At 41.8% G+C, this 24532-nt stretch carries 24 protein-coding genes; all 24 read right to left on the bottom strand.

The window, feature by feature from the left end:
• Positions 1 to 23: 23 nt before the first annotated feature.
• The 24 genes from fliR to flgK all read right to left on the bottom strand — a co-directional run bounded on the left by fliR (position 24) and on the right by flgK (position 24513).
• On the bottom strand, positions 24 to 806 hold the full coding sequence (gene fliR, locus CTN01_RS01140) for a flagellar biosynthetic protein FliR (protein WP_005370316.1): 783 nt from the start codon (positions 804 to 806) through the stop codon (positions 24 to 26).
• Positions 807 to 826: 20 nt separating this feature from the next.
• On the bottom strand, positions 827 to 1096 hold the full coding sequence (fliQ, locus tag CTN01_RS01135; RefSeq protein ID WP_005370314.1) for a flagellar biosynthesis protein FliQ: 270 nt from the start codon (positions 1094 to 1096) through the stop codon (positions 827 to 829).
• A gap of 33 nt (positions 1097 to 1129) precedes the next feature.
• Complete coding sequence (gene fliP / locus CTN01_RS01130; RefSeq protein WP_045148068.1) at positions 1130 to 1978, bottom strand: flagellar type III secretion system pore protein FliP; 849 nt, start codon at positions 1976 to 1978, stop codon at positions 1130 to 1132.
• A complete protein-coding gene (gene fliO / locus CTN01_RS01125) occupies positions 1965 to 2417 on the bottom strand; it encodes a flagellar biosynthetic protein FliO (protein ID WP_080896167.1) in 453 nt (150 codons plus the stop codon). Before fliO ends, fliP begins: the two co-directional genes overlap by 14 nt.
• A gap of 8 nt (positions 2418 to 2425) precedes the next feature.
• The gene (gene fliN / locus CTN01_RS01120; RefSeq protein WP_045127293.1) at positions 2426 to 2815 is read right to left on the bottom strand and encodes a flagellar motor switch protein FliN; all 390 of its coding nucleotides are present in this window, start codon (positions 2813 to 2815) and stop codon (positions 2426 to 2428) included.
• A 15-nt stretch (positions 2816 to 2830) separates the two neighbouring features.
• Positions 2831 to 3880, bottom strand: a complete 1050-nt coding sequence (fliM, locus tag CTN01_RS01115; RefSeq protein ID WP_045148067.1) for a flagellar motor switch protein FliM — start codon at positions 3878 to 3880, stop codon at positions 2831 to 2833.
• A 7-nt stretch (positions 3881 to 3887) separates the two neighbouring features.
• Positions 3888 to 4370, bottom strand: a complete 483-nt coding sequence (gene fliL, locus CTN01_RS01110; protein WP_045148065.1) for a flagellar basal body-associated protein FliL — start codon at positions 4368 to 4370, stop codon at positions 3888 to 3890.
• A 53-nt stretch (positions 4371 to 4423) separates the two neighbouring features.
• Positions 4424 to 5899 (bottom strand): flagellar hook-length control protein FliK, encoded by a 1476-nt coding sequence (locus CTN01_RS01105; protein WP_045148064.1) that lies wholly within the window; start codon positions 5897 to 5899, stop codon positions 4424 to 4426.
• 120 nt (positions 5900 to 6019) lie between these two features.
• Complete coding sequence (gene fliJ / locus CTN01_RS01100) at positions 6020 to 6460, bottom strand: flagellar export protein FliJ (RefSeq protein ID WP_045148062.1); 441 nt, start codon at positions 6458 to 6460, stop codon at positions 6020 to 6022.
• 31 nt (positions 6461 to 6491) lie between these two features.
• Positions 6492 to 7814 (bottom strand): flagellar protein export ATPase FliI, encoded by a 1323-nt coding sequence (gene fliI, locus CTN01_RS01095; protein ID WP_005370306.1) that lies wholly within the window; start codon positions 7812 to 7814, stop codon positions 6492 to 6494.
• The gene (gene fliH / locus CTN01_RS01090) at positions 7811 to 8614 is read right to left on the bottom strand and encodes a flagellar assembly protein FliH (protein ID WP_045127296.1); all 804 of its coding nucleotides are present in this window, start codon (positions 8612 to 8614) and stop codon (positions 7811 to 7813) included. Before fliH ends, fliI begins: the two co-directional genes overlap by 4 nt.
• Positions 8615 to 8649: 35 nt before the next feature.
• Positions 8650 to 9693, bottom strand: coding sequence for a flagellar motor switch protein FliG (gene fliG / locus CTN01_RS01085; protein WP_005370297.1), 1044 nt, complete (start codon positions 9691 to 9693; stop codon positions 8650 to 8652).
• Entirely contained in the window at positions 9686 to 11434 is a 1749-nt protein-coding gene (fliF, locus tag CTN01_RS01080; RefSeq protein WP_045148061.1) for a flagellar basal-body MS-ring/collar protein FliF, read from the bottom strand. The genes fliG and fliF overlap by 8 nt, the downstream gene beginning before the upstream one ends.
• Positions 11435 to 11495: 61 nt before the next feature.
• Positions 11496 to 11807: a flagellar hook-basal body complex protein FliE gene (gene fliE / locus CTN01_RS01075; protein WP_005370295.1), complete on the bottom strand. Its 312-nt coding sequence runs from the start codon at positions 11805 to 11807 to the stop codon at positions 11496 to 11498.
• 41 nt (positions 11808 to 11848) lie between these two features.
• On the bottom strand, positions 11849 to 13228 hold the full coding sequence (locus CTN01_RS01070; protein ID WP_005370294.1) for a sigma-54-dependent transcriptional regulator: 1380 nt from the start codon (positions 13226 to 13228) through the stop codon (positions 11849 to 11851).
• Between the two features lie 37 nt (positions 13229 to 13265).
• Positions 13266 to 14306: a sensor histidine kinase gene (locus CTN01_RS01065; RefSeq protein ID WP_045148059.1), complete on the bottom strand. Its 1041-nt coding sequence runs from the start codon at positions 14304 to 14306 to the stop codon at positions 13266 to 13268.
• Between the two features lie 342 nt (positions 14307 to 14648).
• Positions 14649 to 16094, bottom strand: a complete 1446-nt coding sequence (locus tag CTN01_RS01060; protein WP_045148057.1) for a sigma-54 dependent transcriptional regulator — start codon at positions 16092 to 16094, stop codon at positions 14649 to 14651.
• Between the two features lie 272 nt (positions 16095 to 16366).
• Positions 16367 to 16768, bottom strand: coding sequence for a flagellar export chaperone FliS (gene fliS / locus CTN01_RS01055; RefSeq protein ID WP_045127301.1), 402 nt, complete (start codon positions 16766 to 16768; stop codon positions 16367 to 16369).
• A 52-nt stretch (positions 16769 to 16820) separates the two neighbouring features.
• Entirely contained in the window at positions 16821 to 17120 is a 300-nt protein-coding gene (locus tag CTN01_RS01050) for a hypothetical protein (RefSeq protein ID WP_045148056.1), read from the bottom strand.
• 8 nt (positions 17121 to 17128) lie between these two features.
• Positions 17129 to 18571, bottom strand: a complete 1443-nt coding sequence (fliD, locus tag CTN01_RS01045) for a flagellar filament capping protein FliD (RefSeq protein WP_045148054.1) — start codon at positions 18569 to 18571, stop codon at positions 17129 to 17131.
• 12 nt (positions 18572 to 18583) lie between these two features.
• Positions 18584 to 19015 carry a flagellar protein FlaG gene (locus CTN01_RS01040; protein ID WP_045148053.1) on the bottom strand — a complete coding sequence of 144 codons (432 nt, stop codon included), beginning with the start codon at positions 19013 to 19015 and terminating at the stop codon, positions 18584 to 18586.
• 75 nt (positions 19016 to 19090) lie between these two features.
• Positions 19091 to 20650, bottom strand: a complete 1560-nt coding sequence (locus CTN01_RS01035) for a flagellin (protein ID WP_045148051.1) — start codon at positions 20648 to 20650, stop codon at positions 19091 to 19093.
• A 277-nt stretch (positions 20651 to 20927) separates the two neighbouring features.
• The gene (gene flgL, locus CTN01_RS01030; protein ID WP_045148050.1) at positions 20928 to 22163 is read right to left on the bottom strand and encodes a flagellar hook-associated protein FlgL; all 1236 of its coding nucleotides are present in this window, start codon (positions 22161 to 22163) and stop codon (positions 20928 to 20930) included.
• A 13-nt stretch (positions 22164 to 22176) separates the two neighbouring features.
• Positions 22177 to 24513 carry a flagellar hook-associated protein FlgK gene (flgK, locus tag CTN01_RS01025; RefSeq protein WP_045148049.1) on the bottom strand — a complete coding sequence of 779 codons (2337 nt, stop codon included), beginning with the start codon at positions 24511 to 24513 and terminating at the stop codon, positions 22177 to 22179.
• Positions 24514 to 24532: the final 19 nt, after the last annotated feature.

The following is a 24532-nucleotide window of genomic DNA, read 5'->3' as shown; positions in this document are numbered from 1 at the left end:
ACTGATTTACTCCTAGCCTTAACTTAACAATCAATTCGGATCAAACTACACACTTGATCTAAGCCAACTTGCCATATCGCTTCATATTGCGGCACAATGCCGAGTACAATAAACCAGCTAATAGCAAGACCGAGTAATAACGCAAATGAGAAGCCTAACGAGAAAATATTTAGCTGTGGTGCTGCTCGAGTCATTACGCCGAAAGACAAGTTCACCGTTAGCAGAGCAATCACCCCCGCTAACGCCATATTCACGCCTGCTTTGAACATATGTCCAAACCAACCTGCAAGCTGATAATAATCTTTTGGCTGCAGCATAGCCTCACCTATCGGCAAGGTTTTAAAGCTCAAAACAACAGCATTTAACATCTCTAAATGCCCATCTGTTGCTAAGAACAATAAAATGGCCAAAAACATATAAAACTGTCCCAATACGGGCGTATTTTGACCATTCGCAGGATCAACCATTGAAGCAAAGCCTAAGCTCGATTGCATACCTAATATTTGACCAAGTAAGACAAATATTTGAGTAATAAACTGTGTTACTAATCCCATTGCTACACCAATGATTAATTGCTGAGTAGTAACAATAAATCCAGCTAAAGAAAGTAACTCAATATCTTGTGGGACTTTAGGTAAAACAGGCAAGACCGCAAATGTAATCGCTAAGGCTAAATATAAGCGAATTTTAGGTGATACAAAGCGTGCCCCAAAAAACGTCATCGCCATCATCATTGATGAGATACGTGTAAAAGGCCAAAAATAATTCGCTATCCAATCAAGTAAAAGATTTGCGGTGTAATGCATAATCGACGGCTGCTCGTTTGCTAATAAAGCAACTGTGGGATTTGATCAATAATGCGATAGAAATAATCCATCAGCATTTGTGTCATCATGTGACCAAAAAACATCAGCGCGAGTAACGTCACCACTAAACGGGGTAAGAAACTCAATGTTTGTTCATTGATTGAGGTTGCCGCTTGAAATACCGCCACAACTAAACCAATTAACAGTCCTGGAATAACAATTGCGCATACCATGATAAGTACCATGTATAACGCTTCTTGAAATATCTCAACAAAAGCTTCTGGCGTCATAAAAGCATCCTTTTTATCCGATGTTTATTCACATTAGGTGCCAAAACTACCTGCCAGTGTGGATAAGATCAGGTTCCATCCATCAACTAAAACAAACAACATTAACTTAAACGGTAACGATACAATCATAGGTGAAAGCATCATCATACCCATCGCCATTAAGATAGATGCAACAACCAAATCAATAATTAAAAATGGTAAAAACAGCATAAAGCCGATTTGAAACGCCGTTTTAAGCTCTGAAGTAATAAACGCAGGGATCAATACCGTTAACGGTACCGTCTGCGGATCATCAGCTGTTGAGCCAGACATATTCACAAAGGTTTCTAAATCTTTTACACGGGTTTGTTTAAGCATAAATTGGCGCATCGGATCTTCAGCTTTTGCCAACGCTTCTTTCGCCGTTATTTGCTCATTAATATAAGGCTGAACAGCATCAGTATTGATCTTATCAATCACCGGAGACATCACAAAAAACGTTAAGAACAGCGCTATGCCGATGATCACTTGGTTAGAAGGTGTTTGCTGTAAACCCATGGCTTGACGCAGAATAGACATTACCACCACGATACGGGTGAAAGAGGTCATTAAAATAACCATCGCAGGCAAAAAGCCTAACGCGGTCATTAACGCTAAAATTTGCAGGGTGACGGAATAATCTTCACTACCATCAGGGTTTACTGTCACCGATAATGCAGGTATTCCCCCACCATTACGGGCTGCTTGTAAATGACCGGATGTCGTTTCTGCACTCATTGCTGTCGCCGTCGTACTATTAGCCACATTCGCTTCAACCGCATGCGCTATATTGATTGACGATAACAACACAGAGATAGCAAGAAAAGCCATCCAAGTGACAAGGGTGAATTTATTTTTTAACATTATTTTTCATTAGCTTGCTAAGCTGAGAAGCAAAATCTCTGCTTGGCGATTCGTCCATGTTTAAAGGCTTATCCAATTTACTTAGTAAAGAAATATTATGTTGAGTAATACCCACCAACATCTGCTCTTCACCTACTTGCAATAGCACGACTCTTTCTCGTTGCCCGACAGCCAGCTGTGTAATGACTTTTAAACCCGAGTCATTACCACTGATCCCAGCCACTCGCATTCGTTTTAATAACCAAGCTAAGAAAACAATAATCGCAATTACAAGCAGTAAAGAAGCTAGAGTGGTCGCGATATTTAAGTCAGGTGCTTGTCTTAATGGCGGCGGCGATTTTTCAATCGTTTTCTCAACAACGGCTGTTTGTGCAAAACAGGATAACGTGAAAAATAATAGCGATAATGCTGTAACTATCTGGCCTACAATCCTTTTCATGACCAGCCTTAACGTAACTTTTTAATACGCTCAGTTTGGCTGATCACATCAGTCAAACGAATACCAAATTTGTCATTGACCACAACCACTTCACCATGTGCGATAAGGGTTCCATTAACCATCACATCTAATGATTCACCCGCAATACGATCAAGCTCAACCACTGAACCTTGGTTTAATTGCAGTAGGTTACGAATACTGATTTGCGTACGTCCGACTTCCATCGAAATGGTAACCGGAATATCCATAATAGTATCAAGCTTACGACGTTCATCATCGGTGATCGCTACCGTTTCATCAGTCAACTCTTCTAGTGGTGCTGGTTGCACATCATCCGCTTGCTCTGCTAATGCTGCAGCCCAATCATCTGCCATTTGTTGATCATTATTATTTGACATTGTCATCGTCCTTTTTTATTCGTTACTATCGCTATTAATATTAAGTAATGCCGTGCCTAGCTCATCACGGTCGAGAAACGCCAAATCAGTTTTAACCATATCGGGACGTTGGAGTTTCTCACTAATTTTCAATGCTACATTGTCACCAGAGCGCCCCATTTTGGCGTGGTAAGTCGGTAAATCTTCAACAAAAATTGTCGCTTGCTCAGGCATATCAATAGGTATCACATCGCCAACTTGAAGCTCCATCAAATCACGTAACGATAAATCCACATCCAGTAATTTGGCGCGAAGATTAACTGGCACATCCATGATTTCATCACGCAATGCTTTACTCCAACGCACGTCAGTGTCCATCTTGTCACTTTGTACACCCGCATCGAGTAACTCACGGATTGGTTCAACCATCGAATATGGCATGACGACATGAAAATCACCGCCGCCACCATCAACTTCAATATGAAATGAGCTCACAACTATCACTTCTGTTGGGCTCACAATATTAGCCATGGTCGGGTTTACTTCTGAATCTAAATATTCAAACTCAACCCCCATCACCGGAGACCATGCTTCACGGTAATCTTCAAACACTAGCTTAAGCAGCATTTGTACAATGCGACGTTCAGTTGGGGTAAATTCACGACCTTCAATTTTGGCGTGAAAGCGACCATCGCCACCAAAAAAGTTTTCTACCAGAATAAAGACGAGGCGCGCTTCCATTGTAATAAGCGCGGTGCCTTTTAATGGGCGAAAGCGCACCATATTTAAGCTTGTTGGTACATACAGTGTATTTTGGTACTCACCAAATTTAATCATCTGTACGCCGTTGATCGACACTTCCGCCGTTTTACTTAGCATATTAAACAGGCTGATACGCATATGGCGCGCAAAACGCTCATTGATAAGCTCAAGTGTTGGCATCCGACCACGAACAATGCGGTCTTGTGATGAAAAATCAAAGGTAGCAACATCATTTGCTACATCGTTATCATGAAGTTCATCTTCTGGCTCATCGACACCATGAAGTAGCGCATCAATTTCATCTTGGGTTAATAAATCACTCACTGTAAACCTACTGCATTACAAAACCAGTAAAAAGAACCCGCTCAACTGCAGGTGTTCCAGCCACTTTAACCATTGTTGCTTTCACAGCTTCAAGCGCTTGTTGGCGTAACTGATCACGGCCATTAGGGCTACGTAATTGCTCGACGGTTGCGACCCCGAATGCTTGAAGAAGAGTACTTTCAATTAACGGTATGTGCTGTTTCGCCAAGGCTTCATTTTTATCGCCACGTACCATTAATTGCACTTTAATTTGAACCACTCTGTCTCGTGTATCACCCGTAACATTGAAAGTAAAAGGCTGAGGTAATACAACATAGTAAGCTGACATTACAGGTGCTGGTGACGCTGTACTTTCTTGAACCGTTGCAGCCACTTTCGGCGACTCTTTAGTGTCATCACCATTTAGCAACCAAAAGCCAATGCCTGCCGCCAATATTACAATGACGGCTACTGCACTTATTAACATCAGCTTTTTCTTGCCCATCGCCATTTTTATTCCTTTTTGTCTTTATTTTCATTAATTAAATTATTAGAAATTGTTAATTACGCATAGTAATCAACCCGATCTTTATTTTTTGTTACAAACATCTCAATCGTATCAAGATGTTTATCTGAATTTGTCTCATTAGTGCCTGCAAAAGATTCATCATGGGCAGTGCCTGATGATTGCCCTCCAGAATGCTGCTGCGAGAACTGCTGCGCAAATTGACTTGAACTGTCTTGCTGGACAGAGCCTTGTGCTAACTGCAAGCCTTGTTGCTGCATCATCTCACGTAGCCTTGGCATTGCTTGTTCAACCATATCGCGTGTTTGGCTGTTATTAACGGTAAATTGGACAGAAGCTTGATCTTGATTCAAGGCTAATTTGATTTGAATTTTACCGAGCTCTGGCGGATCTAATCGGATATCAATTTGCTTTAAATTTTTTGCCATCATCATATTAATACGCTCAGAAACTTGTTCTCCCGCCTGCTCTTTTGTCAGCAGTAAAGGCGACTGAACCTGCGTATTCGCATGTTGTAAGTCCATTTTCATCGCATTGGCTTGCCGGTTACCCATGAGTACCGATAATGGTTGTGAAGACATACTGTCTTGCTCTTTTTCCTGACCATCAACCAGTGTTTTTCTAACCGCTTCCATCATTCCATTAGTTGCGATCAATTCAGAATTTTTTTCACCAGAAAGAACCCCATTCACCACACTATTTTCAGCTTTTACACCAGATAACGTTGATTTTAATTCTGGATCGGTAGTGGACTGGGAAAGCAGCGTCGCCTCATCGCTTGTTTCCGCTTTCACTCCAGCGGTTGCAGCGTGCCAGCCCATTTTTAGCTCACTCGGTTTCACATCCGCTTGTAGTACTTTCTCTTTTTCAGTTAGCTCATTTTGCTTGATTGATGCGATTTCAGAGCTATCTAATACAAATTTGTCACCTGAAAGTTCCGATTTCACACCTAAAGATTCATCAGATGATGTCATTTGCTCTGACTGTGGCGGCAAAGCTTTGCCCCCTTCTGGAGATTGTTGACTAAATTGCTGATTTGATTGATTCAAACGTTGAAGAAAGTCCGCGCCTTCAAACATCATTTTTTCGACATCATCAATATTTTCACCATCGTCAACATTATCAACACTGGCGATATCCTCACTATCAGCAACAGATACAACTTCATCTGAAACAACCTCACCTGAAACAGCGTCACCTGAAACAGCGTCACCTGAAACAGCGTCACCTGAAACAGCGTCATCAGAGACTAACTCAGCGTTAGATTCAGCATCGATAACTAAATCATCAGAAACAATGCTCGCTTCATCTCTAGTTTCAACATCTGTCGATTTTTTTGTTTTTTGTTCTATTTTTAAATCGCTTACCGATGTTTTCTCTGTTGATGCGGCTTGTAACTGAGAATCAAACGAAGCATCTTTATCACCTTCGTTTTTTTCTACTGTTTTAGTATTTGAAGCTCCCGCAGGTGTGGCTTTTACGTGCGGTGTTGATAAGGGATTTAATAGATTCATAGCCAATTCAAACCTAGTACTGAGCGTGGAGAAAACAAAACGTAACCATTTGATCTTCCGACGACAAAAAGAGATAAGTAGGAGTAATGCAAAAACTAAACCAGTTACTCATCAATAAGGTTATTGTTGTAACCTTCGCGCAAACTGCAACGTAACAAATTCATCCATCATTTTTTGCTCTTGCTTATCAAGCCACTGTTTATGCTCGCGTTCGCGTTTTTCCACTAGCCATTCAACCGAGCGTCTTTTTTGCTGCATTTCTTGCCAGTGCTGAGAGCACTTTTGAATTTGTTCTTCAAAGTACCCTCCAGCTTGCTTTTGCTTTTCTAATGTTTGATCCAGTTGCGTTAAAAATTTCTGTAAATGACTATATTGGCTTGCCGTTAAACCTTGTTGACCTCTGACAGATAACTGATTGAGATAATCCAATCGATATTTTTCAATCTGCGCTAACTGTTGTAAGTAGTTTTGTTGCTCAATACGGGCTTGGTTTAACGCTAAACTTGCTTGATGCTCTTGCTCTTTCGCTTGCTCGATGATTAATCCTAGCGCGTTAGACATACTTAATTTCCTTATCCATGATCACCTGCAATTAACCACCTAATGTCGAGCGCAGCATATTGACGCACATCTCATAGGGCACTGACTCTTTCATTTCTTGTTGCAGATAAGCGTCTAATTTCGGTTTAAAACTAAAAGCTTGATCAATCGTATTATCGGTACCAGGTTTATAAGCACCAATGGAGACTAAATCTTGATTTTTACGGCATATAGAAAGAATTTGACGTACCGCTTTAGACATCAACATATGCTCTTCGCTCACAATCGCAGGCATAACACGACTCACCGAGCGTTCAACATCGATCGCAGGATAATGCCCAGCGTCTGCCATTTCACGAGATAACACTATGTGACCATCTAAAATCGCACGAGAGGCATCTGCAATAGGATCTTGCAAGTCATCACCTTCACTCAGAACGGTAAAGAAAGCAGTTATAGAGCCTTGATTTTCATTGCCATTACCCGCACGTTCCACCAGCGCAGGTAACTTTGCAAATACCGAAGGTGGATAACCTTTAGTTGCTGGCGGCTCACCAACAGACAATGCTATTTCACGTTGTGCTTGTGCAAAACGGGTAAGCGAGTCCATCAAAAGTAATACATCAAAGCCCTGATCGCGGAAATACTCAGCAATCGTCAGTGATGTTTGACAACCTTTTAAGCGCATTAATGGTGAAGCATCTGCAGGTGCCGCCACCACTACAGATCGCGCACGACCTTCAGGCCCTAGGCTTTCTTCAATAAATTCTTTAACTTCACGACCACGTTCACCAATAAGGCCAACCACAACGATCTGGGCACTGGTGCCACGAGTCATCATGCCTAAAGTCACAGACTTACCAACACCCGAACCTGCAAACAGACCAATACGCTGGCCTTTACCTACAGTCAAACAGCCATTGATCGCTTTTATACCCACATCAAGCGGCTCTTTGATTGGTTTACGGGCGAGAGGATTGATAGGAGTCGCATTAAATGAAGCCCGATGCTCGGTAAAAATAGGCCCTAAGCCATCGAGCGGATTACCAACCCCATCAATAACCCGACCTAATAATTCTGGGCCAACAGGTAGACCACTATTGTGCAGAATAGGCGTGACTTTAGCGCCAGGCATCACCCCAAGCAGTTGCTCACTTGGCATGAGAAACAAGGTTTCACCTGAAAAGCCAACCACTTCAGCTTCAAGTTCACCATTTAATGTTTCTACTTTACATAAGCTACCAACAGGAGCGCGGCAACCTATTGCTTCAAGTGTTAAACCAACAACTCGCACTAACCGTCCAGAAGCAACAGGCTTACATCCCGTCCCTTCCGTTTTATATTGACTTAACCGTTCAGCTAATGAGGCTGTCATTTAGATTGATCTCGAACGCTGCTATTAACCGCTTCAAAGCTGGTTAAAGAGTGACGAATACGATCTTCGATAAAGTAATCAACCGAAGTATCATGGCTACTCAATTGAAGATCACCTCGATTTAAACTTGGTTCAGCGATAAGTTTCCATTTACGCTCTAACAAGTCATCGTCACTAAAATTTTGTTTTACTAAGGCTACATCTTCAGGATGCAGATTCATCGTAATATCACGATTGGCAACCGGTAACGTCGCCACCACTTCACGAATCGTATTTAAAATCACTTGTGGGTTCGTTTTCACTTCCACTCGGATCAACTCTTTCGCTAAACCTAAAGCAAGTTGCATCACCTGTTCTTCAACGTCACGATCAACTTGTGTAATTGGCGCCAATAGCTTTTCTGCCACTGACGCCAAATGATTCACTTGTTCTGTTATTTGTTGTTGGGCTTGCTCTAGCCCCTGTTGTAAACCTTGCTCTTTGCCTTCAACAAGACCAGATTCAAGCCCTTCAGCGTGACCGGTTTTAAACCCTTCACTGTGTCCAGCTTGTCGTCCTTGTTCTATTCCTTCGTCATACGCAGATTGCTGCATCGCTTCTAAATCAGCAGCCGTTAATGGCGGAGGCCCCGCTTCTTCTTCAGGCTCGAATTCTTCAATAACAGGACGAGGCTGGTAATTAAAAGCGTTGTCACTTTGCTCTGGACGCTCTTCTGAATAATCAGGGTATGCCCAACGTTCTAATTCTTGTGCTTGATGATCTGAAACTCGATAAAAGCCGCGTCGACGTTCATCACTCATGACGACCACCTGCTAGTTCAACAATTGGGATAATTTTATAGGTACTCATCTGCACCGCCACCGCCGCCACCAAGCATAATTTCACCTGTATCAGACAGACGACGAGCAATGGTTAGAATTTCTTTTTGCGCCGCTTCTACATCAGCAACACGAATCGGCCCCATTGCTTCTAATTCTTCACGTAGCATTTCTGAAGCACGCTTGGACATATTGGCGAAGAACTTATCACGTAGCATATCATCAGCACCTTTTAGTGCTTTTTGTAAGAGATCTTGTGGTACATCACGGAGCAAGGTTTGAATACCGCGATCATCGACTTCTGTTAAGTTATCAAATACGAACATTAAGTCTTGGATCTGAGTCGCCGTATCTTCATCCGTTTCACGGATCTGATCCATCAACAAGCCTTCAACATTATTATCGAGGTAGTTCATGATCTCAGCTGCGGCTTTCAAGCCGCCAATTTTAGCCGCTTGCGCACCTGCTTGACCGGCAAACTGTTTCTCCATGATATCGTTCAATTCATGCAATGCTGCTGGTTGTACTTCTTCTAAGTTAGCAATACGCATCATCAGATCTAAACGTACACGCTCAGGAAATTGCGCTAATATTTCCGCAGATTGTTCCGGCTCTAAGTACGATAAAACAATGGTTTGGATCTGCGGATGCTCATTGAGAATAATGCTCGCTACTTGACGAGGATCCATCCATTTCAGCGAATCTAAGCCACGAGAACCACTGCCCATCAGGATTTGATCAACAAGATTATTCGCTTTGTCTTCACCTAACGCTGCAACTAATGTGTTACGTACGAAATCTTCGCTGCCCATGCCAATGCTGGTGTATTTCTGAATATCTTCGAGAAACAATCGGTGTACACCAGAAACTTTCTCTTGGCTAAGATCTGTCATACTCGCCATCGCACCACCTACACGCTGCACCTGTTTAGGTTCAAGGTGACGAATAATACTGGCGGCATCTTGCTCACTAAGGCTAAGCAGTAAAATTGCAGCTTTTTCTGTCCCGCTTAGCGTACTTGGATCAAATTTATTTTCACTTATAGCAACATCATTAGCCATCTTCATTCACCCAACTTTTAACCACTTGTGCTGCGAGATCAGGTTCATTATCCACCAATGCTCGGACGGCTTTCAGTAAGTCTTCATCTTTATGTAAATTTGGTAAATCTAAGCTACTAGAGCTCAATTCAAATCCTTCACCGCCATCCAATTCTGCGCCAATAAGCCCAACAGAATCCGCTGAGTTTGCCATAACTGGCATACCATTTTCGTCTAATGGCGTACCATCAGGTGCTTGGTTTGGATACAACAGCTTACGCATTGCTGGGCGTACTAATACCATGATCACCACAATAATAACGAGCGCCGCTGCAATCCAACGTACCCAGCTACTAAAGTTCGGATTTTCCCAGATAGGAAGATCGGCTGCTAATTGAGATTCTGGTAACGCAAAAGGAACGGAAAGCACTTCAAGTAAATCCCCTCGCGCTTCTGAAAAACCAATACCGCCCATTAGCAAACGACGAATTTTAGCAATTTCCGCTTCTGAAACAGGTACGCGAGTCACGTCCCCCGTTTTAGGATCCGTGATGGTCTTATAATCTACTGCAACAGATACAGTTTGACGGTCAATAACCCCTGTTTGTGCACGCTTATGACTAATCGTGGTATCTAATTCATAGTTACGGGTAGATTCTCTATGTACCGAGCCATCACTACCGTTTGTACCCGACTGCATGTCTTTCACATTTTGAGGGATTGCCGATTCAACAGGCGGCTGATTACTTAATGCACCAGGAATACCTGCAACTTGGTTACCACCATTAATATCTTCAAGTGTAAATTCACTGCGCGTTGCTGCCGTTGATGGATCATAGCGCTTACGGGTTTCTTCTAACGCCGAGAAGTCCATTGCAACATCAACTTGCGAAGTATAATTACCCAGCCCTAAAACAGGCATTAAGATAGCATCAATTTTTTCGCGTAAGGCTTGTTCCTGTTTACGCTCTAATTCGTATTCTTTTCGTTTTGCTGTTGTACTAGGATCTTCAGTACCAGAGCTCAATAATCGACCATGTTGATCGGTTACCGTCACTCGCGTTGGACGAAGCCCAGGTACCGCTGTTGCCACCATATCAACAATGGAATCCACTTCTTGTTGTCCTAGTGAACCACCAGAAGATAAGGTTAAAAATACTGTTGCCGTCGCTTCTTGGTTGTGACGAACAAACACACTTTGTTTTGGTGTCGCCAGTAAGACTTGTGCTTTACGTACTTGACTAATTTGTTCGATGGCACGGGCTAATTGACGTTCACGACTGAGCTTTAAACGCTCACTTTCCATTCGTTGTGATACACCAAATCCCATGTCTTGCAGTAAAATATCGTCGCCTTCTGCCGTCTGGGCATTTAATCCAGTACGGGTTAAATCTAACTTGATTGCGCTGTATTTATCAGCAGGAACACGGATCGTATTGCCATCTAATTGATATTCAATTTTCTTTTGATCAAAGTGATCGAGGATTGGAATTAATTCTTCGGTTTCATAAGTGCCTAATGGGCGCATCTCAGGCTCTTTGATCCACATTGTTACCAACACGATTAGCGCGACACAAATTGCCACCGATAGTACTAGAATAACTTGACGTAATAAATCCAAGTTACCCAAAAGACTATCAGTCGAAGAGGCTTTCTTCTCTGAAATATCAGCACCTTGACCCGCCCCCACATCATCATGTAATACAGGTGCGGAGCCATTGCCCGATACCGCTAAAGGTTGATTAATGTTTTCTTCTGCCACGACTTTTACCCATAAACTGCAAGAATAACGGTGTTACTTTCCATACTTTAAAAAGTCAGGCTTATACCGGCATATTCATTAATTCTTTGTACGCTTGTACCATTTTATTGCGAACTTGTACGGTTGCTTCAAACGCCACACTCGACTTATTTCTTGCAATCATGACATCTGCTAATGAAACGCTACGATCGCCTTGATCGAAACGCGTTGCTAACTCACTTGATTGCCCTTGAAGCTGGTTCACTGATTGCAATGCATCACTCAAAAGGTTGCCGAAATCAGAGCTCACCTGTTGGGCGGTTGCAGGGGAAGTGGTGTTTTGAGCATCCAGTCTCATTGCTTGCATTTCTGCTTGTAATCCGTTTACTTTCATTCCGTGATTCTCTCTATCGATGTATTTATTTTAACCGCTCACTACGCAGGAATTTCAATACCTGCATCACGCATTTTCGCCAATTTATAACGTAAAGTTCGAGGGCTGATCCCTAACTGCTCTGCCACATCTTTACGGCTGCCTTCACAGGCGATTAAAGTATCTAAAATAATGCTAAATTCTTGTTCACGTAACTCGCTACCCAGCCCTTCCCCCGTTGCCGTCGGTTTAGGACGAACTGCCACTACGCAAGGTTCAGGCTCTGGCACACTTTGAGGCATTTCCGTATCTAGCCAATCAAAATGTTCTAATAAAATATCTTGCTGTTGAATGTGGTTGTTATCGCAAAGAATTAACGCGCGTTGAATAACGTTATCCAATTCTCGCACATTCCCAGGCCACGGGTATTGTACTAATTTATCTTGTGCCGCTTGGCTTATACTTGGTACCACATTTCCTTGCTTGATACTGTGTCGCTCTGCAAATAATGTCGCTAAAGGTAGAATATCTCCCTGACGTTCAGCTAAAGCAGGCCAAGCAATTGGGAAGACATTAAGTCGGTAGTACAAATCCTCACGAAAATGCCCTTCAGCCACATAAGTTTTAAGTTCACGGTTACTGGTCGCAAGAATACGTACATCTAACTTAATACTTTTGCGGCCACCTAGGCGCTCAACCTCACGTTCTTGTAATACACGCAATAATTTTGCCTGTAGGCCTAAATCCATTTCACTGATTTCATCAAGCAATAAGGTGCCACCTTGCGCTTGCTCAAATTTACCCGGACAGGCTTGAATCGCCCCTGTAAATGCGCCTTTTTCATAGCCAAATAAGGTTGCTTCAAGCATGTTTTCAGGAATGGCAGCGCAGTTAATGGCAATAAAGGGGCCATCTTTACGTTCGGAGTTATCGTGGATATAACGAGACAGTACTTCTTTTCCTGAGCCACTCGGCCCTAGTACCATCACATTCGCCTCCGTTTTTGCGACCTTATCAGCAAGTGCTAACAACTTGATACTTTTCGGATCAGCAACAACGGTTTTACTGCTTTGTTTTTTTATCGGTGCATAACGCCCGACCATGTTTAACAGCACTTCGGGCGCAAAGGGTTTTGCCATATAATCAATCGCACCTTCACGCATCGCCGCGACTGCATCTTCAATATTGGCGTAAGCCGTCATCAATAGTACTGGGATTTTAGGCCAATTTAATTTAATACTGCGAAGTAATGCTAATCCATCCATCCCTGCCATTTGTACATCAGAGACAACGATATCAACCGTTTCCGACTTCATGATCACTAAAGCATGCTCAGCGCTTTCCGCTTCAATCCATTGATAGCCAGCTAACGCTAACGTATCAACCAATGCTTCACGTAATCCTTCATCATCTTCGACTACTAGGACTCTCGTTTGATTCATCTCTTCTCTCCATGAGTAAGCTCTGGCACTTTAATGCTCACGATGCAGCTAACTGTGATTGCATATTCTGCTGTGAGGCAGTAGGAAGGGTTAAAGTAAAGCATGTCCCTTTACCTAACTCTGATGTTAAAGACAACTTGCCTCGATGTGCGAGTGCCACCATTTGAACAACGGCTAATCCCAACCCTGTACCTTGTTTTCGAGTGGTAAAGAAAGGCTCTAAGACTTTAGTTTGGAGCTCTGTCGCAATACCGGGTCCATTATCAGTTACAGATAACAAAATTTCGTCACCTACGACATAACAAGACACTGCAACTGTACAGCCTTTACCTGACATTTGGATAGCGTTGGTAATTAGGTTACTGATAGCGCTCGCCAATGCATTTTCATTGCCCAAAATAGCCAATGATTCATCATCGCAGTCAATACTAAAATCAACATTTTGGCTCATCACCAACGCTTCAACCATGTTTTCCATGCTATTAAGTAAACTTTCTAATGAAAAACAATTAACTACTTTATTATCACCACCTTTGGCAAACAGCAGCATATCATTAACTTGTTTTTCAAGATCTTGAAGGCGATCAACAAGTTTACCTTGGAAGCGTTCACGGGTTGTTACTGGCAAGTTAGGGGCCGATAAATTAGCAGCGTATAGCATCGCACTCGATAATGGCGTTCTGACTTGATGCGCTAAGGATGCAACCATTTTCCCTAAGGACGACAGTCGCTGCATTTCACTTAATCGTGATTGCAATTGGCGCGTTTCTGTCATGTCTGTAACTACAATTAACTGCCCAGCAGAAGAGGCTGAAATAGCTAATTTCACCTTAGCTCCAGAGCGCAGTGAAATTTCGTGTCCATCATCTTCCTGAGGCTGAAAACAACGCTGGATAACATCTACCCAACGTTCGCCTTCAAGGGGCTCGCCTAGTAAACGTAATGCTTCATTATTGGTTTCACAAATAATGCCTTTAGGATCGAGTAAAATGACACCGACAGGCATCACTTCCAGCACTTGTTGATAACGTTCAACTTGTTGTTCTAATGCCCCAATCACAACCGCTTTATCATCCATGCATGAAACCTAATAACAAAAAAATCCAATGTAATTTATAAAAAAGCAATTTACATGCCATATATTATTCTTTTAAATCATGTAATTACAAATTAATTATGACAAAAAAAGAGTGTCAAAAAAATGACATCGCATTAGAGTTTTATGGAATTGACTAAAAAGATACAGATTGGCAGCAGTTTTTTGAGAGGTTGTTGCTAAAAATAAATTAAAAGAAAGGTATGACTAGCCAGTTCTATTGAAAGTGATGAATTAACAACCTGCTATTAAGATTGCTATGAGGAATAAAAAAGCCGACGTCAAATTAATGGCATCGGCTTTATATAAATTAATGACGCTCTATTAGCCTTCTTTATTCAGACCATATTTACGCATTTTTTCTACTAACGTGGTACGTCGCATACCGAGCATATCAGCAGCCCTTGCAACAACACCTGACTGAGCATCTAACGCTTGCTTAATCATATCAACTTCAAGATCAGCCAGCATTTCTTTTAGGTTCAATCCTTCAGGAGGAAGCTCACTATTTACACCTGCTTGCTCATCTTCATACGATGAAAACATACTTGCTAACGCTTCTTGCTCTAACTCCTCAACACTTGGTTGAGAACTTTCTGGCGTAAAGTCAGGAAGCTGGCTGTAGCGATACTTAATCGGCAGATGATTAGTATCCACCATTTCTCCTGGATACAAGATACACAAACGCTCAACAAGGTTTGCAAGCTCACGTACGTTACCCGGCCAGTTATGCTCCATTAATGAGTTAATAGCACGCGGTGTGAAGTGAATGCGTTTCGCACCTTCAGCTTCCATACGCGTAAGCAACTCTTGAAGTAATAAAGGCAAATCTTCGATACGTTCACGCAATGCGGGCATATCAATAGGAAAAACATTAAGGCGATAGTACAAATCTTCACGGAATAAATTCTCATGGATCATTTTGTCTAAATCGCGGTGTGTTGCTGCAACGATACGTACATTGGTTTTAATGGTTTGACTACCACCAACACGTTCAAAACTGCGCTCTTGCAAAACGCGTAGTAGCTTAACTTGCATCGACATCGGCATATCACCGATTTCATCAAGAAATAACGTACCACCTTCAGCTAGTTCAAAACGGCCTTTACGTGCAGAAATCGCACCTGTAAATGCCCCTTTTTCATGACCAAACAATTCACTTTCGAGTAAATCTGGCGGGATAGCACCACAGTTAACAGGAACAAACGGGCCTTTACCGCGCGAAGAGTGATAATGAACATTACGCGCGACAACTTCTTTACCTGTACCAGATTCACCTAATATCAGCACACTTGCATCACAGGCAGCCACTTGCTCCATAAGGTGACGGATCTGACTAATTGCAGAACTACTACCAACCATGCTACGGAATAACGTATTTTTACGCCCTAGCTGAGGAACTTGGTAAGCGCGTTTACCCATGTATTCTTGGCAATGACGGAAAGCATCAACGAGTTGATTATAATGCAAAGGTAATTCTAGATCGCCAACATAATTCGCTAAACCAGAAAGATGAGCACGGTGATTTCCAAGCGATACAACAGGAATATGGGCATGAATTTTTAATGTATCTACGATATGAGATAAATTTTTATTTATTTCAATATTACCCAGTAAACATGCACCCCATGACTGCTGCAATAATGAAGCATCAATATCTTGTGACGAGATAATTTCACACTGTTCACCAACAAATCCCAGAATTACACTGAGATCATGACGTTGCTGTTGATCGTCTTCAATAACGAGTGTCTTTGCTAAACCTTGCATAGAATGGATATAGCCTGCCTTCATAAAATGATGTAATTATTGGCTTATTTGATGGAAATGCGAACCACTACCAATATTATTGGCATCTATTGTAATTAAACCATAGGATAAGGCAATATTTGATAACGGAAAGGTGTGATACCAATACAAGGATATATAAAATAATAGGACGAATATTGCTCATTTACAGCTATTCATCCTATATTTGAAAAGTTATTACCATTTTTATAGTGTTGTCCTGCTTATATGCATTTTAACACTTAACTTTATAATTAACTCGCTTCACTTAAATGATGATACTCAGTTGGGATTTGATCCCATGCTGATTTAATTTCACGTAGCATACCAATCACATCATCAATTGGCTTAGTTTGGTTTTCGGCATTCGCTCGGCTGATCTCAGTTGCCATAAATTCATATAGCGCATCAAGGTTCTTAGCAATATCACCACCTTCTTCCATTGATAAGCAGTCACGCAGGCTTAATACGATATCTAATGCTTTGCTTAAACGCTCACATTTCACCGCAACATTACCTTGCTCCATTGCTGCTTTTCCTTGAATTAAACGCTCAATCGCCCCTGCATACAGCATTTGAATAACACGGTGAGGAGAAGCACTGGCTAATTGTGCGTTTACTGAAACTTTTTTATATGCCTGAAGAGAGCCACGCATGATGTAATCCCTTATTTAATAAGTGAAATCAAAATCAACAAAACCAAGAAGACTACGAACCGTTTTGTTGAATATTGCTGTACAGTGATAACGATTGTTTGCTCTTTTTAGAACGAACTAATCGCTCACCAATAATATCTTTGTGTTTCTGAATTAAGCTTTTTAATGCTTTAGTTCGTGTTACTACATCATCAAAAACGGGGCGAGTTAAGTTAGGTTGGCCTAAGATCTGCTCGACTTCTTGATGACGTAATGACACTAAGTTTTCTAACTGTTGCGGAAAGTCATCGTTATATTCATCAGCAGTTAATAGTTGCTCTATTTGCTGCTCTAGTTGCGTTAACTGTTCCATATTTATCCTTAATCAAATGACACCAATAAACTCAACATACTATTAAGCTGATTATTCATTTGGCCTATCGCTTCATCCATCGCTAAAAACTGTTTGTAAGTGCGATCTTCGTAAGCTTTCATACGTTTATCAAGTTGCATCATGTCATCATCTAATGACTTCTGACGCTCTTTTAATGTGTCTTCTTTTACCGATAAAGCACCGTCGGTTTTATCGGTAAAAGTGTCTAATAACTTATCGGCTTTGGCTAAAAATCCCGTGTCTTCTTGGCCGAAAAACTGCCCAATAACATTAAAATTTTCGCTAATAATGTCATCAAGTTTATCGCTATCATCTTCCAGCTCTAACGTGCCATCACGTTGTACGGAAATACCAAAATCAGATAACTGATACAATTTGCCATTCACTTCAATCGGCTCGTTCATCAAGCCGCGCATTTGGCTAAGTACTGAACGGGTTAAACTATCGCCATTCAGTGCGCCAGCTCGGTTTGGATCATCTGGCTCTTTATCTGGATCAAATCCCGTTAAACGATCGGTCGTTGAAATTAAACCGTTGTAGGCATCAACAAAAGATTTTAGTGAGTCTTTGGTACTCTTTTCATTATTTTCGATGGTGATTTTTACAGACTTAACATCAACATCATCGGTTTCAGCGTTACCTGAACCTGACGTTCCCGTCAGCTTTTTCAGATCTAACGTCACACCTTCAATCACATCTTCAAAGGTATTATTACTACTGGTCACGGTAGTAAAGTTATCAATCTTAATGCGTGCATCTTGCGCTTCTTGCATTTGATCAACTTTACTGTCTGTCATCCCTTCTTTGTAGGCCAGTGATGATAATTGCCCCGTCATACCAGACGTATCAATTTCAATTTTATTTTCAACACCAGTATCTTTAGATGAGAAAACGATTTTAGAGCCGCCCTCTTCACCAGTGTTGATCACCGTCGCCGTTAAACCTGGGTTATCTTCTGCATTGTTAATCGCATCCACAATCGACGATAAATCATCGTTGTCTTCAGTAATATTTAAGGTCATCGACTTATCGCCAACCTTAATCACCATTTCACCACTACCGAGTGAGGCTTCAGGATCGCCGCTAAATAACTCTTGCCCCATTAACTTATGAGACTGCGCCATTTGCTCTACGTTAATGGTATAAGTACCGTTTTTCGCTTTCGCATCCGCTTTAACCGATACGTAATCACTATTATCGGAGGTTGCTTTTTGGCTAGAGAAAGCATCGTCTTTACCAAACTTTTCTAGCATGGTTTGAATGCCGCTCATAGACGATTTGACTTGCCCATAAGCACTAAGCGAGACATCAACCTTTTTTTGTTGGTCAGTAATACGATCCGCTTTAGGCTTTCGTTCCGCCGCTACTAATTGTTGCGTCATGCCTGCGACATCTAAACCAGATGCCATACCCGCAGCACTTAACCCCATCGTAAATACCTCTTAGACTATTTTGCTCAGCGAGCTCAGTGCATGCTTGGCTAAATTTTTGTTTAACTCTAGCAATTCCTGTGCCGGAACTTGACGAATAATTTCACCACTGGCTTTATCTACAATAGTGGCAATTTGCTCACCGGTTTCTTCATCTTGGTAGAAGCGTAAGCTGCGGTTAAATTGTTGTAAAACCATCTCGATCTGCTTAATTCTCTCTTGATCGGAACGGCTATCTTGCAAAGATGAATTAAGAGGATCGTCAACGTCTGTTCGGTTAACAGCATTTACGTGTTCTGTGGGCGGCAAATCATTGCCAAGCGATGTTTGAGACTCTGAAGCGGCGTTTGAAGGTGTTGCTTGAGTGGTCGATTTTCCACTGTTCTCTTTTACTAATGAGTGAGAAAGTGTGTTGTGAGGTATTGAAGTAGGATTGATCGCCATAGTCATTTTCCTCTAGCGATATAGCCAAAATACAATAATGCCCCGCTAAAACTAACGGGGCATCAATAAGACAGATTAACCTAGTAGGCTAAGTGCTGCTTGTGGGATTTGCTTAGCTTGAGCAAGAATTGAAGTACCTGCTTGCTGTAGGATCTGACCTTTCGTCATGTTGACAGTTTCAGAGGCGAAATCTACATCTTTGATACGGCTGTTAGACGCATTAACGTTTTCGTTGATGTTAGCAAGGTTGCTCATGGTGTGGTTCATACGGTTTTGGAATGCACCAATTTCCGCACGCTTATCATCTACTTGTTCCATTGCAGCATCAAGCACGTCAATCGCGTTTTGTGCGCCTTCTGCCGTTGATAAATCTAGGCTTGCTACTGATTCTGTTGTAACTGTGCCTGTATTAACCGCTTCATCACCAGCACCATTTAGATCATAAGTTTCGATACCTACATCAAATTTAGCCTTTGATAAGTCGATATCAAAAGTACCAGCCACTTCAGCTGCAGCTGTGACACCATTGGTTGTTGCGCCCGGTCCAGCAGCTGTTACTGCACTACCAGAAAGACCAACTACATCAGTTCCACCAATATTTATAGTGCTACCAGCAGCATCAGTAGCATATGCTGCTGTAACAGTTAGCTGAGTACCATCATCTTTACCTGCAATTGTGATATTTCCATCTTTATCCAGTTCAGCTTTCATTCCTGTCGTAGAACCAGGGGTTGCAGCTTCTTTAGTAGCAATTTCTGCATTAATAGCATCCCTAATATCCGCATTAGTATCACCTTGAGCGACAGTAACATCAGCTATTCCACTAATTGCTAGTGTCATGTCACCATTACCAGTAGTGCTAATACCTGATAATGTTTGCGTTGCTTGTTTTGCTTCAATTGCAGCTTTACCTTCAACATCACCATTGGTGACTTTAATATTACTGATACCTTCGATGTTATTTAGCTTATTTTCAAAGTCTTCTGCAGTCATATCTTTAGTGACTTCAATCTTATGCTCAGTATCACCAAGCTTAAGGCTAAAGGTTTTATCACCTGTTGATGTACCAGCTTCAAATTCATCTGCAAGCGCCTTTGTTACATCCGCAACACCTGAATATGAACGACCAAGAGAGTGAGAAGACACGTCCATCAACTCTAAACTTTGCGTTTCATTTGAGTTAGCACCAATTTGGAATGACTTCTCACCAAATGAACCATCAAGCAGGTTCTGGCCACCAAAGCTTGTGGTATCAGCAATACGGTTCATTTCGCTTTGTAGCTGACCCATTTCTTTCTGCATTGCTTCACGGTCTTTATCTGAGTTTGAACCGTTCGCAGACTGTAGCGCAAGCTCACGCATACGCTCCATGATTGTGGTTGACTCTTGCATTGCACCTTCAGCAGTCTGTGCCATTGAAACACCGTCGTTGGCGTTACGCATTGCCACGTTCAAACCGTTAGTTTGGTTTGTTAAACGGTTAGAGATTTGAAGACCTGCTGCATCATCTTTCGCAGAGTTAATACGAAGACCAGATGAAAGTTTTTGCATGCTGTCGGCAACGCTACTGCTAGCACTGTTTAGGTTACGCTGGGCAGTCATTGCTGTTACGTTGGTATTAATTGTAATAGCCATAAGGTGACACTCCTTGGTATGATCTTTCCCAGACGTGTTGCCGGGTTAAAAGAGGTTTTTCTAACTTGTGCTAAGGTTAACGGCACGTTTTTTCGAAGCTTTAGATTTTTTTTAAAAAAACTTCAATTAAAAGCAAAAAAAACACAAAATCATTAATTATCAAAAAATTAAAAACATTCAACATTAATAACCCATCTCTTTAACCACGTTATTTAGATCACAAAAAAAACGGCAAATAGTTGCCGTTTTCAATATCACGCATGTTATTAGCAATCATTTATAAGTAGTTAAATAACGATAATTGCTTAGTTTTGCTGAACGCCGATTGTGATGCTTGCAATGCCATCATTTGTTGGTTCATTTCCATTATCGCTTTACTGTAATCCAAATCTTCTAAACCACTTTGTGCGCTATTTAAGGTCAGTTCAAAATCGAGATGCTGTTCTTGCTGTCTTTCCACTTGCTGCATAATAGTGCCCACTTCTGAACGGCGCTGACTAACATGCAAGAAACTACTATCAATATCATCAATTACCCGCTGTAACGTCGCTTCAGCCGCCGCTGACGAGGTTGGTTTTTCAGCGTTATCTATCGCATCTTGTAATGAATCAAAAATATTGATTTTCTGCGCAGGGTTAAGGGTTAATTTATCGCCGACTTCAACATCATCAAGGGTAATCGATACGCTACTACCATCCGCTGCCGTGTACTGGATCCCTTTTTCTGGATCGTAATCCTGATCTGCAACCACTTCTTTTCCATCAAGACTTAAATTGTATTGCATGACTGTTTTTTCACTGCCATCAGGCTGCGTAACTACCGCCTCACTAAAAGCAATGTCAATCGGTTGAGCTTTCGTAAAATCAGAGGTTGTTGCACTGAGTACATGTAATTTTGACCCACTACTTAAATCACTAAAGCCGGGGCGAAAGTCGCCATACGGATTAGGTATTGATGTAAAGAGTTGATCGCCCGGTAAACTGGTTTTCACTTCAACTGACTTATCTATTTGGGCATAGCGCGATTGGCTATCACCTTGATAATTCATTTTACCGTCAGTGCCTTTTACAAACGGTTGGGTATCCATTTGATTACCCGCAAATACATAGTTTCCTGATTCGTCACGGCTATTGGCGAGCTCTAACAAACCATCACGCAAACTGGTTAATTCATCTTTAAAAGCAGTACGATCATTTGATGCCATCGCACCGTTGATCATCCGAAGTACTTTTTGCTTTGTAGCATCAAGGTTATCTTCCACGCCAGCAATAGAGCTTTCCATCACCCCTAAGCGATTATTCGCCATGGTGATCGCGCTTTTATATTGATCTATTTGAGTTAACTGTTGGCGATAGTTTTGAATCGTCACCGAAGACACTGGATCATCACCTGCGGTTTCAACCCGTTTACCTGTCGATAATTGGTTATTGCTCTCGTTTACTTCACCTTGCTTACGCATTAGGTTTGAGGTCAAACTTTGATACTGACTGGCAGTAGAAACACGATTAATCATTATTTACTCCTACTTATACTGCGCGCATTAAGGTATCAAAGGTTTCTTTTGCTACCGACATGATGCGTGATGATGCCATGTATGACTGTTGAAACTTCATCAAGTTTGCCGCTTCTTCGTCAAGGTTAACCCCTGATAGATTAGAAACACGCTCAGAGGCGGCATCAAAATCTAATTGATTCACTTCGGCTGTTTTATCCGCATTACTTTTCATCATACCGATGTCGGTTGCCAAGCCTTCGAATAAATCAATCACACTTGATTTACCCTCGTTCATGGTTTTTTCATGCTGAATTTGCTGCATCGCTAAAAAGTTACTGTTGCCGCCTACCGCACTGCTTCTTCCTAAACTCACTGTAAAGTTATCACCGGCCAGACCATTATCGGTGAGTGAGAATGTCGGGGTTGCTTGACCTGCAAAGGTAATTTCTTTATTAGCATTCGTTAGTGGGTAAGCTAACGCTTGTACAGAATTGCCGCTGCCATCATCAAGATCAACTAAGGTGTTCGTTTGGGTGTTTTTAACTGTTAATTTATCCGACGTAGTAATATTTAGCGTAAAAGAATCACCAACCGCAGCTCCTGCTCCAAGCGTTGCGACACTCACTTGGCTACCATCACTGGCAACCATAGTTAAAGTATTGCCTGTTGTTGTTAATGGGTAATCAAGCTCAGTTACAGGCGTTCCCGTTGCATCAATTAAATTGATCGGATTACTTGCAGCATCAACCATGCTGATTTTATCTCCAATGGCATTTAAACTAAGGGTATATACGCCTTGGGCAGCTTCCGCCGCTGCACTTTTGATCGCATCAAATTGTGCAGCACCAGTATTGCCTGTGCCATCTGTTGCTGTTAAATCTGCACTATTGATAATATCTATTTGATAATTACCCGCGACAGCATCTGGTGTGTTATCTGTGACGGTAGTTAATGCCGCTGTACCCGCATTATTTGGGTTAGCCTCTATCAGTGCGGTTTGACGGTGTCCTGCTAGGCCACGAGGATCTGACATTTCAACACTGATGTTAGCCGCGCCGCGACGCATAGGTTGAATAATGACGGTTTCGCTTTGCCCTGTAGCTGGAGGATTGCCCATAACAGTGTTCATGGTTAACGTTAAACCATCGACATTCACTTCAACGGGTAATGTATCTGTTGAAGAAATAAGTGCGCTACCATCAGGCTTTTTCATTTCATTGCCTGCAGGATCAAACAATGTAAAGCTGTAATCAGTTCCATCAAATTCTGTGGTTAATTCATAATCACCAGTTTTCAGCGCATTTACATCATCTATTTTTACATCAATGTCAGTTTGACTACCTAACGGCTTTAATACTCGCTCTTTGACGAAAGTAGGGCTATTAACATCACTAAATAAAGCACTGCCTATTGCACCTGTTAAATCTGTACCAGATTGCTGTAAATCATTTATTTGCTTTGAGAAGCCAATCGCCATCCGCCCCATTTCATCTAGGCTTTTATCTATTACATCATCACGAATAGATAGCATGGCACCTAACCCACCACCAATATCATCACTTTTAATTGGCTTAGCTTGGTTACCATTGATTAAGGCTATTTGTTTATCTTCTAAATCAGGATCGCCATTGACCATTTTTAATTGTGACGATTCGACGCCAGAGACCAAGGTATCACCACTACCAATAATGACTTTATCTGCAAGGCTGCCTTTATCCGCCAGTACTGTCACTTTGGTATATTTGGCTAATTCATTGATTAGGCCACGCTGTTTATCCAACAAGTCATGGTTTTGATCGCCATCAGGCATTTCTTGCAAACTGGTATTGATAGCGGCAATTTCTTGCCCTAATGCATTTACACGATCAAGTGTCACACCCAATTGCTCATTCACATCACGGCGAATATTGGTCAACATTTCATGGGAGCTATTAAAACTTTTTGCCGCTTGATCGGCATGGTCTAACACGGTTTGACGAGAGCCAAGATCGTTAGGGTGATCTGACAATGAACGTACCGAGTTATAAAAATCATTCATGCTATTAACGGTGTTAACAGCACTTTTTGAGGTGAAGTCATCCAACATCATCATATGTTGTTGACGAACATCTGAAGCTTCAAGCTGGGTGGTAGAGAGTGTTAATTCACGGGCAGCAAACTGATCGTAAGCACGATTAACGCTATCAATATAGGCACCGCTGCCGTAATAGTTACCGCCGCTCCATTGTGCATCGGCCGCTTTTTGATCGACAACCTGACGGCTATAACCTGCGGTATGCACGTTACTAATATTATGGCTGGTTACATCAAGTTGCTTTTGCGATGTACGCAAACCACTGATACCAAGCTGCATTAAATCCGACGCCATATTGATTCCCTAACTCATT

The sequence above is a fragment of the Photobacterium angustum genome (genome assembly GCF_003026365.1).
Taxonomy (GTDB): Bacteria; Pseudomonadota; Gammaproteobacteria; order Enterobacterales; family Vibrionaceae; genus Photobacterium; species Photobacterium angustum.
Note: the sequence above shows the minus strand (reverse complement) of the source record. Positions and strands in the feature narration are given on the sequence as shown.